Below are 15,169 nucleotides of genomic sequence, written 5' to 3' on the forward strand. Positions count from 1 at the left end.
CGGGACGGATCGCCGGCAGCCGGAGAACCGGCAATCGGGCAGCCGTTCTCACCCACCGTGGACGCCGCTCTGGCATGCTGCGGGGCCACCGGATTCCCACGCCGCCGAGAGATGCCGCTCCCGTCGAGCCACTATTTCAAGCGCCTGGCGCACAGGCTCCAGGACAGCCTGCCGGCCGCGGTGGTACGGCGCTTCGTCGAGATCGACCTGCTCGCCCATGCGGCATCGCTGTCGTTCTTCACCCTGATCTCGCTGGCGCCGCTGCTGGTGCTGCTGCTGTGGCTGACCTCGCTGCTCTATCCCTCGGCGCAGGAGGCGCTGCTCGCACAGGTCGGCGAGCTTGCCGGCACCAGCGCCGAGAAGGTGGTCGGCACGGTGATCGACAACGCCAGGCAGCGGCCGGACCTGGGCTCACTGGCCGGGTTGTGGGGCACGCTGTTGCTGCTGCTCGGCGCGACCGTGGTGTTCGCCCGGCTGCAGAAGACGCTGAACCTGATCTTCCACACCGACGCCCGGCGCCTGGCGCTGCTGGCATGGCTGCGCAAGCGGGTGTTCTCCTTCGGCGTGGTGCTGGCGCTGGGCTTCCTGCTGCTGGTGTCGACCCTGCTGTCCACGGTGCTGGATCTACTCTTCTCCGGCGTGCCATCGCTGCTGCCGGCGCTCGGCAACGCCAGCGCGTTCGCGCTGTACGCGCTCGCCTTCGCCCTGCTCTACCACTACCTGCCGGACCGCCGCGTCGGCTGGCGCCGGGCGCTGCTCGGCGGCCTGATCACCGCCGGGCTGTTCGTGCTCGGCCGCTGGGGGATCGGCCTGTACATCAGCCGCGCCGCGCCCGGCAGCGCCTACGGCTCGATGGGCACGCTGGTGGTGCTGCTGGTGTGGATGTACTACGCGGCGATGGTGTTCTTCGTCGGCGCGCTGATCACCTCCGTGATCGACGAGCGCGCGCGCGACAGGGCGGACGACGCGGCCTCCCCGCCCGCATCGCCCGCGGACTGATGCCCGCGCCCCGGGAGACGCTCCCGGCCGGAAGAGCATTCTTGCCACGGACCGGCGCGGATGAACGCGGATAAAGCCATTCAAGGGTGGGGCCGAGCACCGCCATTCCGACGTCGCGTCGATCCATGGGTCTGCATGCCGTGGATCCCGGCCTGCGCCGGGATGACGGCGTGTCGGATCCTGCCTTCGAAGGAATGCCTTATCCACGTTCACCCGCGCCGATCGCGGCCAAAACGCTCTTCCTCCGGCACGCGATCATCCAGGCTGCCGGCCGCGTCCGGAGGGTGCGATCATGGCGCCATGGCCCGCATCCCCGACGCGTTCATCGATGACCGCGCCCCCACGAACCGGGGCTGCCGCGCGGCTGGGCGCGCCGCCGCGCGCGGCAGCGCTATGGGCTGCAGCGACACCCGCATGCCGCTGCCCCGGAGCGATTGAGATGGCCCGCATTCCGGACGCCTTTATCGACGACCTCCTGGCCCGCACCGACATCGTCGAGGTGATCGGGGCGCGCGTGCCGCTCAAGCGCCAGGGCAAGGAATACGCCGCCTGCTGCCCGTTCCACGACGAGCGCTCGCCCTCGTTCACGGTGTCGCCGGCCAAGCAGTTCTATCACTGCTTCGGCTGCGGCGCGCACGGCAGCGCGATCAGCTTCCTGATGAACTACGACCGCATGGAGTTCCTCGATGCGGTCGAGGAGCTGGCGCGCGGCGCCGGCATGGAAATACCGCGCGAGACCCAGCAGCGGAACCAGGACGGCGACACCCAGGCCCTGTTCAACGCGCTGGATGCCGCCGCCGGCTTCTTCCGCAAGCAGCTGGCCGCCAGCGCCAAGGCGCGCGCCTACCTGGACGGACGCGGCGTCGACGACGCCCTGCGCGAGCAGTTCGGGATCGGCTACGCCCCGGACGGATTCTCCGCCCTGAAGGACGCGCTGGGCGCAGACGAGCGCCGGCTCAAGCTGCTCGACCGCGCCGGGCTGCTGTCGAAGAACGACCGCGGCCACAGCTACGACAAGTTCCGCGACCGGGTGATGTTCCCGATCGCCGACCGCCGCGGGCGCACCATCGCCTTTGGTGGCCGCGTGCTGAGCAAGGACGACGGCCCCAAGTACCTCAACTCGCCCGAGACCGCGCTGTTCCACAAGGGCCGCGAGCTGTACGGCCTGTGGCAGGTGCGGCAGGCCAACCAGAAGATCGAGCGGCTGATCGTGGTGGAGGGCTACATGGACGTGATCGCCCTGTTCCAGCACGGCATCGCCCAGGCGGTGGCCACGCTCGGCACCGCCACCACGCCCGACCACGCCGAGCTGCTGTTCCGCAATGCGCCGGACGTCTACTTCTGCTTCGACGGCGACGCCGCCGGCCGCCGCGCCGCCACCCGCGCGATGGAATCGGTGCTGCCGCGCATGCGCGACGGCCGCCAGGCGTTCTTCCTGTTCCTGCCGGAGGGCGAGGATCCCGATTCGCTGGTGCGCGCCGAGGGCGCCGGCGGCATCGACGCGCGTCTGCGCGAGGCGGTGCCGCTGTCGCGGTTCCTGTTCGACAGCCTCGGCGCCGACGTCAACCTCGGCACGCTGGACGGCAAGGCGCGCCTGGCCGAACGCGCCCAGCCGATGCTGGCGCAGATCCCCGACGGCGCCTTCGTCGACCTGATGCGCCAGCGGCTGACCGAACTCACCGGCGTCGGCGCGCGCGGCAGCGCGCCGCAGACGCACGTCCCCACGCACCGCGTGCGCCGCGGCGGATCCGCGGCACCCGCGCCCAGGCGCAGCCTGGTGCGCGCCGCCATCAGCCTGCTGCTGCAACGTCCGGCGCTGGCGCTCGAACTGCCCGGCTCCTACCGCTTCACCGCATTGCGCCAGCCGGGCATCGCCCTGCTGACCGAATTGATCGCACTGGTGCACGCGCGCCCGGGCATCACCACCGGCTCGCTGCTGGAACACTTCGAGGGGCGCGAGGAAGCCGAGGCGCTGCAGAAGCTCGCCGCCCAGTCGATGCCTGGCGAAGAGGCCGGCTGGCGCGACGAGTTCGTCGGCGCGATCGCCCAGCTCGACCGCCAGGCCCTGCAGCAGCGCGTCGAGGAACTGCAGGCCAAGCAGCGTGAAACCGGGCTCGACGCCGCCGACAAGGCCGAACTGCGCGAACTGCTGCAGAGCGGAGCGCGCTGATCCGGCGTCGCGCATGCCGCGCGCGTGACGCGGCGCATGGCGTCCGTCGGCACGCCGGTTTTCCCAACCGGAAGTGAACCAGCTAGGGATCGCCCCAGCTGTGCTGTCGCGCCGCGTCGTCGGATGATCCGACGGACCGTTCCAGCCCACCGAATACCCCCGCCCCCGGAGCCACAGATGAGCACGATCGACGACGCAGTCAACACCATCCAGGACCGCCTTTCGCAAGGCTTCCTGGACTGGGACGTCAGCCACGGCGACCTGACCGACATCAGCAGCACGTTGTCCGGACTCACCCCGAGCGAGCGCAACCAGGTCGTCAGCCAGCTCGAGGCCGACGACCTGAAGAACTGGGCGCAGGAAGTCCACGGAAACATGGGCAGCCTGAGCGCCGGCGAACGCCAGGACCTGTTCAAGAACCTCGCGGAGGGGCTGGACGGCGAACAGCTCACGCGGGTCGTCAACGCCTTCGAGTCGGAAGGGTTCGGCGACAGCGTGCGCGAACTCGGCACCGCCGTGGCGACGCATGCCGACTCGGCCACCAAGACCGACTTCGTGTCCCACATGGCCGACCGCACCAACAGCGGCGACGACAACTACAATCCGGAGCCGACGCACAAGAACGACGTCACCGACACCCTGCGCGCGGATCCCGATGCGCAGGCGGTCGCGGAGGTGCTGGGCAGCCTGGAAGGCGACGATTTCGACACCGCCGTCGGACACCTGGACGGAGCGCAGCTCGACGCGGTGATGCAGGCCGGCATCTACCAGGCCGAAACCAGCACCCGCAACGGCAACATCACCAACTTCGACAGCTCCGTCGCCACCCGGATCGTCGAAGCCGCCGCGACCAGCAACGATCCCAGCGTCAAGGGCGCGGTGTTCACCGCGGCTGCAGAGCGTCTGGAGTTGATCCAGAAGGGCGGCGACAACGGCGCCGTCATCGGCGATGTCGGCGTCGACAGCCGCCACGAACCCGCCCGCACCGGCCTGAGCGACGCGATGCTCGGCCTGCTGCAGAGCGACACCAACGGCGTGGTCACCGAGATCCGCACCCAGTACGACCTCAGCGGCACCTCGCTGACGACCCTCAACCGCGAGCTGATCGGCGCCGGCCGCGAAGCCGACATCAGGAACGTGATCCTGCAGCTGCAGCAGGGCAACGACGGCAGCGGCAACGCCTACGAAACGGTCGCCGGCAGCGACGTGGTCGCACGCAACCTGGGCCTGTTCACCGGTTCCGCGGTCAACGCGATTTCCGACCTGAACACCGAGCGCAAGGACCAGGCGGAAACCCTGAAGGGCATCTTCGGCACCGCCTACGGCGCGGCCGGCGCGGCCAATCCGGGCGCCGGCGTGATCGCGTCGGTCGGCAACGGCATCACCACGTCCGCGATCAACAGCATCATCGGCAGGTTCGAGTCCAGCGACGGCGACACCGCCACCGAACTGGCGCAGGCGTTCTACGAACTGTCGATCCCGCGCGATGCCGACGGCTACATCGACGACTCGTCCGACAGCACCATCCAGGACCTGAAGACCGAGTTCGCGGCCGTCACCTCCACCGACATCGACTGAACATGGCATCCCGCTCCGCCCCGGCGGCGGAGCGGATGGCCTCCACTGGCAGCCCGGCCCGCCGCAGCGCAAGGCGGTGGCCGATGCCGTGCGCCGCCGCCGGGTTCGCTATAGTGCCGACACCCGCGCCCGGCCCGCCTGGAGGACCCGATGCCCCGTCTGCATGCGTTCCTGCTGTCCTGTTTCGCGCTCGCCGCCACGCACGTGGCCGTGGCGGCGCCTCCACCCCCGGAACGTCTCCAGATCGGCAACCGCGTCACCGAGAACATGCCGGAAATCCCGGCCGAGCTGCTGCAGCGGCTCAACCGCTACCAGAACACCCGCGGCGCGAGCGTCGCCGGGTGGACCCGCGACGGCTGCCTGCTGGTCGGCACCCGTTTCGCCGAGACCACCCAGGCGCACCGCGTGTGCGAACCCTTGGGCATGCGCGAGCAGCTGACCTTCGAGCCGGAGCGCATCGGCATCGGCGACACCGCACCTGCCGAATCCGGGCTCGACGGTTTCGTCTACGGCAAGGACGTCGGCGGCGACGAGTTCTGGCAGCTGTTCTGGTACGACCTGTCCACGCGCGAGAGCACGCTGCTGACCGACGGCAAGCGCAGCCGCAATCAGGGACCGCTGTTCTCGCGCGACGGCAGGCAGCTCGCCTGGAGCAGCACCGCGCGCAACGGCACCGACACCGACGTCTGGGTGATGGACTTCGCCTCGCGGCGGGCGCGCCCGGTGGTCACCGAAGGCGGCAACTGGAGCGCGGCGGACTTCTCGCCCGACGGCGGCCGCATGCTGGTCGTCCGGTACGTGTCGATCAACGAGTCGTACCCCGGAGAGGTGGACCTGGCCAACGGCGAACTGCGGATGTTTCCGGTCGACGGCGGCAAGGCCGGCTTCGGCGACTTCCGCTACGCCCCGGACGGCGAGGGCGTGTTCTACGTCTCCGACGAACCGATCGACGGCGAGCCGCAGGAGTTCCGCACCCTGCGCTACCACGCGCCCGGCGGCGGCGCGCCGACGATCGTCAGCGGCCACATCCCGTGGGACGTGCAAGGTTTCGAGATCTCCGACGACGGGCGCCACCTGGTCTACGCCACCAACGAGGACGGCATCGCCCGGCTGCACCTGCTGCGCCTGCCCGCGCTGGCGCCGGTGGCGCTGCCGGAGCTGCCGGTCGGCGTGTTCGGCGGCGCCAGCTTCTCGCCCGACGGCAGGCGCCTGGCGCTGACCCTCAACACCGCCACCTCGCCCAGCGATGTCTACGTGATCGACCTGGAGCGCGCCGACCTCGCGCGCTGGACCCGCAGCGAGGTCGGCGGCCTGGACAGCGACGCCTTCGTCGCGCCGACACTGGTCCGCTACCCCACCTTCGACACCGTCGACGGCCGGCCGCGCACCATTCCCGCGTTCTACTACACGCCGAAAACACCGGCGCCGGGTGGAAAGTACCCGGTCGTCGTCAGCATCCACGGCGGCCCGGAAGGACAGGCGCTGCCGACCTTCAATCCGACGTTCCAGTTCCTCGCCAACGAGCTCGGCGTGGCGGTGCTGGTGCCCAACGTGCGCGGCTCGTCGGGCTACGGCAAGACCTACCTGCAGCTCGACAACGGCGTGCGGCGCGAGGACTCGGTGAATGACATCGGCGCGCTGCTGGACTGGATCGCGCAGCAGCCGGAGCTCGACAGCGCGCGCGTCGGCGTGTACGGCGGCAGCTACGGCGGCTACATGGTGCTGGCCTCGCTGATGCACTACAGCGACCGCATCCGCGCCGGCATCGACATCGTCGGCATCTCGCACTTCGGCACGTTCCTGGAGAACACCGAGGACTACCGCCGCGACCTGCGCCGGGCCGAGTACGGCGACGAGCGCGACCCGGAAATGGCGGCGCACTTCGAGCGGATCTCGCCGCTGAGCAACGCCGGCCGCATCGCCGCGCCGCTGTTCGTCGCCCAGGGCCGCAACGATCCGCGGGTGCCCTACACCGAGGCCGAGCAGATCGTCGAGGCGGTGCGGAACAACGGCCAGCCGGTGTGGTTCCTGATGTTCGACGACGAGGGCCACGGCTTCGCGAAGAAGTCCAACAGCGACTACTTCGGCGCCGCGGCGATGCTGTTCTGGCAGCGGTTCCTGCTCGACGGCGACACGGGCGCACCGGACTGACCACTCCACCGCTCGCGCCGCGGGCCGCCGCCGGCCCGCGGTGCGCAGGCGGCGCCTCGTCAGCCGACCTGCCGGAACTCCAGCAACGGCACCGGCGCCAGCCACGGCTGCAGCCAATGGTCCACCAGCAGGAACGCGAACAACGCCATCAGGTAGACCACCGAATAGTTGAACACGCGCATGGCGAAGAACTCGTCCGGCGGGTCGAGCAGCCGCCAAGCGTACCAGAGGAACATGCCGCCCAGCACCAGCGCGCCGCCGAGGTAGAACACGCCGCTCATGCCGGTGACCCACGGCAGCAGCGTGGCCAGCAGCAGCAGCACGGTGTAGAACAGGATCTGCCAGCGGGTGTAGGTGACGCCGTGGGTGACCGGCAGCATCGGGATCAGCGCCCGCGCGTAGTCCTCGCGGCGGAAGATCGCCAGCGCCCAGAAATGCGGCGGCGTCCACACGAAGATGATCAGCACCAGCAGCAGCGCGTGCGAGTCGAGGGTGCAGGTGATCGCGGCCCAGCCGAGCGCCGGCGGCGCCGCGCCGGCGATGCCACCGATGACGATGTTCTGCGGCGTGGCGCGCTTGAGAAAGCCGGTGTAGACGACGGCGTAGCCGATCAGCGAGGCGAAGGTGAGCCCGGCGGTGAGCGGGTTGACCAGGACGATCAGGATCGCCATCGAGGCCGCGCCCAGCAGCACGGCGAACACCAGCACCTGCGCCGGCCTGAGCGTGCCGGTGGCCAGCGGCCGGTGCGCGGTGCGCGCCATCAGCTTGTCGATGCGCTGGTCGATCAGGTGATTGATCGCCGCCGCCGAGGCGGCCGCCAGCCAGATCCCGAGCAGGCCGAAGAATGCCGGCCCCGGCGGCGGCAGCCCCGGCACCGCCAGGAACATGCCGACCAGCGCTGTGAACACGATCAGCGCCACCACGCGCGGCTTGGTCAGGCTCCAGTATTCGCGGGCGATGCTCACGCTGGCGCCGCCCCACGACACCCGTAGAGCCGAGCTTGCTCGGCTGCTCCCGGCTCCGGAGCCCGGCGCAGCCGAGCAAGCTCTGCTCTACGGTGGAGGCGACGGAAACGGCGCGGCGCGCTCACGCCGGCTCCTCGATCCGCGCCAGCAGCGACACCAGTACGAACAGCAGCAGCGCGGCGCCGGCGTTGTGCAGCACCGCGACCGACAGCGGCAGCGACAGCTTGACGTTGAGGATGCCCAGCAGCACCTGGCCGACCGCCAGCGCCCCCAGCATTCCGCCCCAGCCGCGCAGGCCCGGCGTGCGCAGCAGCCGCGCGGCGATCCAGAGCAGGCCGGCGAAGACCGCCACCGCCATCATCCGGTGCGCCATCTGGATGGCGATCCGCGCTTCGCCGCCGAGCACGCCGCCCTCGTAATCGGCGCCGAGGCCGCGCCAGAGCACGAAGCCCTCGCTGAAATCGCTGCGCGGCCACCACTGCCCGACGCACCGCGGAAAATCGTTCCAGTGCGCGCTCTCGGTGACCCAGCCGCCGCCGCCGCAGGCCAGCGCCGCGTAGTTGGCGCTGACCCAGCCGCCGAGCGCGATCTGCAGCGCCAGCAGCGCCACGCCGGCGATCAGCCAGCGTCGCAACGCGCTCGCGCCCGCCAGCCGGATCGGCACGTCGGTCGCGCGCCAGGCCATCCAGGTCAGCAGCGAGAAGGTCAGCAGGCCGCCGAGCAGATGCCCCATGACGATGACCGGCTTGAGCAGCAGCGTCACCGTCCACTTGCCGAGCAGCGCCTGGAACACGATCACCGCCAGCGTCAACGCGGCTGCGCGGGCGAGATCGAGATTGGACCAGCGCATCGCCGCGAACAGCAGGATCGCCTCGCCCAGCCCGGCCAGTCCCAGTGCGACGCCGTGGTGCCCGGCCATGTACGCCGGGATCGCCCCCGCCACCAGCAGCGAGGCGCCGATGATCTGCGCCACCCCGTAGCGGCGCCGGCGCGCGGCCAGCAGTGCCAGCACCAGCACCAGGACGCCGAGTGCGGCGGCGATGTGGCGGTGCACCTGCTCGCGCCAGGCCTTGTGCGCCTGCAACGGGCGGATCTGGCTGGCGGCGTGATCGCTGACCTCGTCCGGCGACTGCGGCCAGGCGGCGCGGCCGTAGCAGGTCGGCCAGTCGGGACAGCTCAACCCGGCATCGGACAGCCGCACGAACGCCCCGAACACCACCACGCACAGCGTCAGCGCCACCGCGAACCAGGCGATGCGGTGGAAGTGCTTGTAGACGGTCGGCGACAGTCTGCTCATCACTTGAGTTTCAGCAATCGGGCCATGTCGGTGCGCAGATGGCCCGGATCGAAGCCGGGAGCGTAACGCAGAATGACGAACCCATTCGGATCGATCACGTACACCGGCACGCCGGCGGGATCGTCGACGCGCGGCAGGCCCGCGCGCAGCGCCGGGTCGGCCATCACTTCGCGCAACGCGGCATTGCGCGCGGCGGCCTCGGGCAGGTCGCCGATCCAGAGGATGTGCACGCGGTCGGCCTCGCGTCCGAACAGCTGCCACACGGTGTCCAGCTGCGTCGACAGCGTCACGCACGGCTCGCCGCAGCCCGCCGGCGGCGCCACGGCGATCCGCCACTGGCGTTCGCCCGGCTGCCAGTGGTAGGCGTCGCCGCTGCGCAGATTCGGCACCACTTCGCGCAGGTCGCCCGGCGGCTGCAGCAGCTCGCCGTGGTTGCGCGTGCCCTCCGGACGCCAGCCGGAAAACCGCAGCGCGCCGGCCACGACGGCGCTGCCGAGGAAGATCACCACGATCAGGACCAGCAGGCCGCGGTTGCGGTTGCGCTGGCGGCCGGAGACGGGAGCGTTCATGGGGTGCTGTCCGGATGTCGCCTGCGACGGCGGAGGGTGAGGACCAGCGCGGTGACCAGCACCGCGAGCGCGAGGCCGTACCACTGCACCGCGTAACCGAGGTGCCGCTCGGGCGGCAACGTGTTCGGCAGTACCTCCAGGTCGCGCGCGTAGCCGCCCGGCAGCTCGGGGTCGAGCCGGAGTACCCGCGGCGCCAGCGCCGGCAGCCCGAACGCGTCGGCGATCGCCGCGGGATCGAGCGCGATCGCCAGCAGGCTGCCGTCGGCCTGCGGCTGCAGCGCGGCGGCGGCGATCCCGGCCGACGGCGGCGGGGTCAGCAGTCCGCGGACATGCGTCTCCGCCGGGGGCGGCACGGCCGGCGGCAGGTCGCGGTCGGGGGGCAGGGGCAGCCAGCCCAGCTCCACCAGCAACGGTTCGCCCGCGTCCGGTACGAACGCGCGGTACACGCGCACGCCGGGCCGGCCGCCGCGCTGCTGGTTGTCGAGCAGCACCGGCGGCAGGTCGGCATAGCGGCCCCGCCCCGCGGCCCAGTCGTAATCGCGCGCGCCGGCGGGATCGGCGGCGGCGGCCAGGGGCCGCGCATCGCGCCGCTGCAGCGTATGCGCCGCCGCGTCCAGCAGCGCCTGCTTCTGCTGCTGCCGCCCCCATTGCCAGTTGCCGAGTCCGGCGAACAGCACGGTACCCGCAAGCGCCAGGGCCCAGCCGAACAGCAGGGTCCGGGTTCGGGTCACGCGGACCTGCCCCGCAGCTGCGATAATGCCCGCTCGCGCAACCACGCGCCGGAGACCGCCATGAGCGATTCCTTGAAAACCCTGCTCGTCGTCGCCTTCCTGATACTCATCCTCTGGAACCTCGGCGCGGGCCTGTACTACATGCTGGTCGACAAGGGCGAGACCAAGCGCACGGTGAACGCGCTGACCAAGCGCATCGGCCTGTCGGTGGCGCTGATCCTGCTCGTGATCCTGGCGATCTGGATGGGCTGGATCGAGCCGCACGGGGTCGGCGGCTGAACGCCGCCGACGGGATTTGGGATTGGAGATTCGGGATTGGCAAAAGCAAAGAGCGACGGTGCACCGTCGCTTTTTCTGCAAGGACACCGGAATTTTCGCTCGGCGAATCCCGAATCCCTACTCCCGAATCCCGGCTTTACAACACATAGACGAACAGGAACAGCCCCAGCCACACCACGTCGACGAAGTGCCAGTACCAGGCCACCGCCTCGAAGGCGAAGTGGTTCTCCTTGGTGAAGTGGCCCTTGAGGCAGCGGAACCAGATCACCAGCAGCATGATCGTGCCGAGCGTGACGTGAGCGCCATGGAAGCCGGTCAGCATGAAGAACGTCGAGCCGTAGATGCCCGAGCCCAGGGTCAGGTTGAGCTCGCGGTAGGCGTGGATGTACTCCTCGGCCTGGAAGAACAGGAACACGCAGCCCAGCAGCACGGTCAGGCCCAGGAACACCAGCAGGCGGGCCCGCTGGCCGGCCTTGAGCGCATGGTGCGCGATGGTGACGGTCACGCCCGACGTCAGCAGGATCAGGGTGTTGAGCAGCGGAAGCCCCCAGGCCGGAATGGTCTGGAAACCGCCGCCGACCTCGCCCGGGCCGCTGGTCGGCCAGGCCGCGCTGAAGCCTTCCCAGAGATAGGTATTGGTCGCCACGCCCTTCACGCCCTCGCCGCCCAGCCAGGGCAAAGCGAACTGGCGGGCGTAGAACAGCGCGCCGAAGAACGCGGCGAAGAACATCACCTCGGAGAAGATGAACCACACCATCCCCATCCGGAACGAGGTGTCGACCTGCTTGTTGTAGTAGCCCGAGACCGATTCGAGGATCACGTCCGCGAACCACTTGAACAGGATCGCCGCCAACCCGGCGACGCCGACGAAGAACACGGTCCGGCCCCAGCTGACGTCGTTGAACCAGCTCGCCAGGCCGAACATGGCGACGAACAGGGCCACCGAGGCGAACACCGGCCACCGGCTGCCGTGCGGCACGAAATAGATGTTCGTGTCGTGCTGTTGCTGGGCGTGTGCTTGGGCCATGGCTCGGATTCCGGTTCGGGGACTGCGTGAGGGTGGGTTGGATTCAGCGCGCCGCCAGCGGCGTGGCGGCCGGGGCCGCCTGCGACAGGCGCTCGGTGGCGAAGTCGTTCTTGAAGAAGGTGTACGACAGGGTGACGGTGTTGACCTCGGGCGGCAACGCCGGGTCGATGATGAAGCGCACCGGCATGTCGCGCGTCTCGCCCGCCTCGAGCGTCTGCGCGGTGAAGCAGAAACATTCGGTCTTCTGGAAGTACCCCGAGGCGCGCGCCGGCGCCACCGACGGCGTGGCGCTGCCGACGATCGCGCTGTCGCTGTCGTTGTGCGCGTAGTAGGTGGTCTCGTACTGCTCGCCCACGCGCACCTGCATCCGGGTCTGGTTGGGGTGGAACGACCATGGCAGCTTCGAGTTGACGCTGCCGTCGAACTCCACCGTGACCACGCGCCCGGGCACCGGCGCCGGCGCGCCCGCGGGGACTGCCGCGGCGGTGTTGTCCAGGCGGATGCCGAACACCTTCTCGCAGGCGATCCGGTACATCGGCACCAGCGAGAAGGTGAACGCGAACGCGGCCACCGCGATGCCGACCAGCTTCAACACGTCGGTCCTGCGCGCGCTCATTGGCCGATCACTCCGGACAGGATGAAGGCGGCGTAGATCGCAACCGCGATCACGGCGACGATCAGCGCAGTGCGCCGCGCGCGCCGCCGTCCGGCGGCGACCCGCGGATCACCGTCGTCACGCTTCCCGGTCATTGCTGTGGCCCGCGGTGTCGAGGTGCGAACTGGTGTCGTCGTAGTCGAGATGCTCGAAATCGCCATGCGCCAGGTCGCCTTCGCGGATCACCGGCGGCGTGCTGAAGGTGTGGTGCGGGGCCGGCGAAGGCACCGTCCACTCCAGGCCGCGGGCCGCCTCCCACGGGCGTGCCGGTGCCGGCTCACCGCGCTTGAGCGAGTGGTACAGGATCGCGAACATCATGAACGGCGTGGCGAACATGCCGAACGCGCCGATCGAGCTGATCAGGTTCCAGTCGGCGAACACCACGTTGTAGTCCGGAATGCGGCGCGGCATGCCGGCCAGGCCGAGGAAGTGCTGCGGGAAGAACAGCAGGTTCACGAACACCACGCTCCACCAGAAGTGGAACTGCGCCCACCGCTGGCTGTACATCCGCCCCGACCACTTCGGCCACCAGTAGTACACCGCGGCGATGATGCCGAACAGCGCGCCTGTCACCAGCACGTAGTGGAAGTGCGCGACCACGAAGTAGGTGTCGTGGTACTGGAAGTCCGCCGGCACGATCGCCAGCATCAGCCCGGAGAAGCCACCGATGGTGAACAGCACCACGAAGGCGATCGACCACAGCATCGGCGCCTCGAAGGTGAGCGAGCCCTTCCACATCGTGCTGACCCAGTTGAACACCTTCACGCCGGTCGGGATCGCGATCAGCATGGTCGCGAACATGAAGTAGATCTCGCCGCCCAGCGGCATGCCCACCGTGAACATGTGGTGCGCCCACACGATGAACGACAGGAACGCGATCGCCGCGGTGGCGTACACCATCGCCTGGTAGCCGAACAGCGGCTTGCGGCTGAAGGTCGGGATGATCTCCGAGACCACGCCGAACGCCGGCAGGATCATGATGTAGACCTCGGGATGGCCGAAGAACCAGAAGATGTGCTGGTACATCACCGGGTCGCCGCCGCCGGCGGCGTAGAAGAAGCTGGTGCCGAAGAACTTGTCGGTCAGCAGCATGGTCACCGCGCCGGCCAGCACCGGCATCACCGCGATCAGCAGGAACGCGGTGATCAGCCAGGCCCAGCAGAAGATCGGCATCTTCAGCAGGTCGATGCCGGGCGCGCGCATGTTGAGGATGGTGGCGATGACGTTGATCGCGCCCATGATCGAGCTGATGCCCATCATGTGGATGGCGAAGATGGTGAACGCCACGCTGTTGCCGCCCTGCAGGCTCAGCGGCGGGTATAGCGTCCAGCCGGCCGCCGGGCCGCCGCCGGGCATGAACAGCGTCATCAGCAGCATGGCGAAGGCGAACGGCAGGATCCAGAACGACCAGTTGTTCATGCGCGGCAGCGCCATGTCCGGCGCGCCGATCTGCAGCGGGATCATCCAGTTGGCCAGGCCGACGAAGGCCGGCATCACCCCGCCGAAGATCATCACCAGCGCGTGCATGGTGGTCATCTGGTTGAAGAACATCGGCTCGACCAGCTGCAGGCCGGGCACGGTCAGCTCGGCGCGGATCACCACGCTCATCGCGGCGCCGACGATGAACATCAGGAAGCTGAACAACAGGTACAGCGTGCCGATGTCCTTGTGGTTGGTCGAGAAGAACCAGCGCTCGACGAAGCCTTGCTTGTGGCCGTGCTCGTCGGCGGTGTGATCGGCGGTTGCGGTATGCGTGGACATGAACGTCTGCCTGGAAAGCTTTCAGTGGGGTCGGGTCAGCCGGCGGCGGGCGCGGCGATCGCGGAATCGGTGGACTCGAGGCCCGGCGCCGCGGCTGTCTCGTCCGTTTCGGCCGGCGCGGCCGGCTCCTCCGGCCGCGGCTGCGCCGGCTCGGCCGGCGGGGCGTTCTTCGCTTTCTCGGCGGCCAGCCAGGCGTCGAACTCGGCGCGCGGCACCGCGCGCACCACGATCGGCATGAAGCCGTGGTCCTTGCCGCACAGCTCCGCGCACTGGCCGCGGTACACGCCCGGCTCGGTGATCTCGGTCCAGGCCTCGTTGACCAGGCCGGGGATGGCGTCCTGCTTCCAGCCCAGGGCCGGCACCCACCAGGCGTGGATCACGTCGTCGGCGGTGATCACGAACCGGATCTTGGTGTCGGTGGGCAGCACCAGCGCGTTGTCGACGTCGAGCAGGTAGTGCGGATGGGCGTCGAGTTCGGCACGGGTGGTGGCCGGGTTCTGCCGCAGGCGGTCGCTGTCGCGATCCAGCCGGCTGGTGAACGCCACGTCCTCGCCCAGGTACTCGTATTCCCACATCCACTGGTAGCCGGTCACCTTGACCGTCATCTCCGAATCGCGGGTGTCGTACATCGCGATCAGCTTGCTGGTCGCCGGCACCGCCATCACCACCAGGATGATGATCGGCACGATCGTCCAGATGATCTCGGCGGTGGTGTTGTGGCTGAACTGGGCCGCGACCGCGCCCTTGGACTTGCGGAACTTCACCATCGCGAAGGCCATGGCGCCGAACACCAGGATGCCGATGGCCACGCAGACCCACAGCACGAACATGTGCGCGTCGTAGGCGTGCTGGGAGGAGGCGGTCACGCCGCGCCCCATGTTCAGCTGCCAGCGCTGGGGATCGGCGGACTGCGCGAACGCGCTCGCGGACAGCGCCATCGTGGCGAGGCCCAGGGCCCATTGCTTGAAACGACCGGCTTGCATCACT

The 15,169-nt window shown here is 69.5% G+C and carries 13 protein-coding genes and 1 pseudogene; 5 read left to right on the forward strand and 9 right to left on the reverse strand.

The window, feature by feature from the left end:
* Window positions 1–111 precede the first annotated feature (111 nt).
* The 4 genes from U3649_RS01150 to U3649_RS01165 all read left to right on the forward strand — a co-directional run bounded on the left by U3649_RS01150 (window position 112) and on the right by U3649_RS01165 (window position 6,898).
* On the forward strand, window positions 112–999 hold the full coding sequence (locus U3649_RS01150) for a YihY/virulence factor BrkB family protein (RefSeq protein WP_407353070.1): 888 nt from the start codon (window positions 112–114) through the stop codon (window positions 997–999).
* Window positions 1,000–1,438: 439 nt separating this feature from the next.
* Complete coding sequence (gene dnaG, locus U3649_RS01155; RefSeq protein ID WP_407353071.1) at window positions 1,439–3,169, forward strand: DNA primase; 1,731 nt, start codon at window positions 1,439–1,441, stop codon at window positions 3,167–3,169.
* 177 nt (window positions 3,170–3,346) lie between these two features.
* The gene (locus U3649_RS01160) at window positions 3,347–4,747 is read left to right on the forward strand and encodes a hypothetical protein (protein ID WP_407353072.1); all 1,401 of its coding nucleotides are present in this window, start codon (window positions 3,347–3,349) and stop codon (window positions 4,745–4,747) included.
* A 150-nt stretch (window positions 4,748–4,897) separates the two neighbouring features.
* Window positions 4,898–6,898, forward strand: a complete 2,001-nt coding sequence (locus U3649_RS01165) for a prolyl oligopeptidase family serine peptidase (RefSeq protein ID WP_407353073.1) — start codon at window positions 4,898–4,900, stop codon at window positions 6,896–6,898.
* Between the two features lie 59 nt (window positions 6,899–6,957).
* On the opposite strand, the gene cyoE is transcribed toward U3649_RS01165, so the two are convergent.
* The 4 genes from cyoE to U3649_RS01185 all read right to left on the reverse strand — a co-directional run bounded on the left by cyoE (window position 6,958) and on the right by U3649_RS01185 (window position 10,460).
* Complete coding sequence (gene cyoE, locus U3649_RS01170; RefSeq protein WP_407353074.1) at window positions 6,958–7,863, reverse strand: heme o synthase; 906 nt, start codon at window positions 7,861–7,863, stop codon at window positions 6,958–6,960.
* Window positions 7,864–7,984: 121 nt separating this feature from the next.
* Window positions 7,985–9,160: a COX15/CtaA family protein gene (locus tag U3649_RS01175; protein ID WP_407353075.1), complete on the reverse strand. Its 1,176-nt coding sequence runs from the start codon at window positions 9,158–9,160 to the stop codon at window positions 7,985–7,987.
* On the reverse strand, window positions 9,160–9,729 hold the full coding sequence (locus U3649_RS01180; RefSeq protein ID WP_407353076.1) for a hypothetical protein: 570 nt from the start codon (window positions 9,727–9,729) through the stop codon (window positions 9,160–9,162). Before U3649_RS01180 ends, U3649_RS01175 begins: the two co-directional genes overlap by 1 nt.
* A complete protein-coding gene (locus tag U3649_RS01185) occupies window positions 9,726–10,460 on the reverse strand; it encodes an SURF1 family protein (RefSeq protein WP_407353077.1) in 735 nt (244 codons plus the stop codon). The genes U3649_RS01180 and U3649_RS01185 overlap by 4 nt, the downstream gene beginning before the upstream one ends.
* A 60-nt stretch (window positions 10,461–10,520) precedes the next feature.
* Here U3649_RS01185 and U3649_RS01190 point away from each other — a divergent pair, with 60 nt between their 5' ends.
* Window positions 10,521–10,739 carry a twin transmembrane helix small protein gene (locus U3649_RS01190; protein ID WP_370564219.1) on the forward strand — a complete coding sequence of 73 codons (219 nt, stop codon included), beginning with the start codon at window positions 10,521–10,523 and terminating at the stop codon, window positions 10,737–10,739.
* 136 nt (window positions 10,740–10,875) lie between these two features.
* On the opposite strand, the gene U3649_RS01195 is transcribed toward U3649_RS01190, so the two are convergent.
* From U3649_RS01195 to coxB, 5 genes and pseudogenes are all read right to left on the reverse strand, one after another.
* Window positions 10,876–11,766, reverse strand: coding sequence for a cytochrome c oxidase subunit 3 (locus tag U3649_RS01195; protein WP_407353078.1), 891 nt, complete (start codon window positions 11,764–11,766; stop codon window positions 10,876–10,878).
* Between the two features lie 43 nt (window positions 11,767–11,809).
* Window positions 11,810–12,382: a cytochrome c oxidase assembly protein gene (locus tag U3649_RS01200; protein WP_407353079.1), complete on the reverse strand. Its 573-nt coding sequence runs from the start codon at window positions 12,380–12,382 to the stop codon at window positions 11,810–11,812.
* Complete coding sequence (locus U3649_RS01205; protein WP_407353080.1) at window positions 12,379–12,516, reverse strand: hypothetical protein; 138 nt, start codon at window positions 12,514–12,516, stop codon at window positions 12,379–12,381. The genes U3649_RS01200 and U3649_RS01205 overlap by 4 nt, the downstream gene beginning before the upstream one ends.
* 49 nt (window positions 12,517–12,565) lie before the next feature.
* Window positions 12,566–14,182: pseudogene (ctaD, locus tag U3649_RS01210) on the reverse strand (cytochrome c oxidase subunit I); the annotation flags it as partial.
* 35 nt (window positions 14,183–14,217) lie between these two features.
* Window positions 14,218–15,165 (reverse strand): cytochrome c oxidase subunit II, encoded by a 948-nt coding sequence (gene coxB, locus U3649_RS01215; RefSeq protein ID WP_407353081.1) that lies wholly within the window; start codon window positions 15,163–15,165, stop codon window positions 14,218–14,220.
* Window positions 15,166–15,169: the final 4 nt, after the last annotated feature.

The organism is Luteimonas sp. R10, assembly GCF_045689605.1.
Lineage (GTDB): Bacteria > Pseudomonadota > Gammaproteobacteria > Xanthomonadales > Xanthomonadaceae > Luteimonas.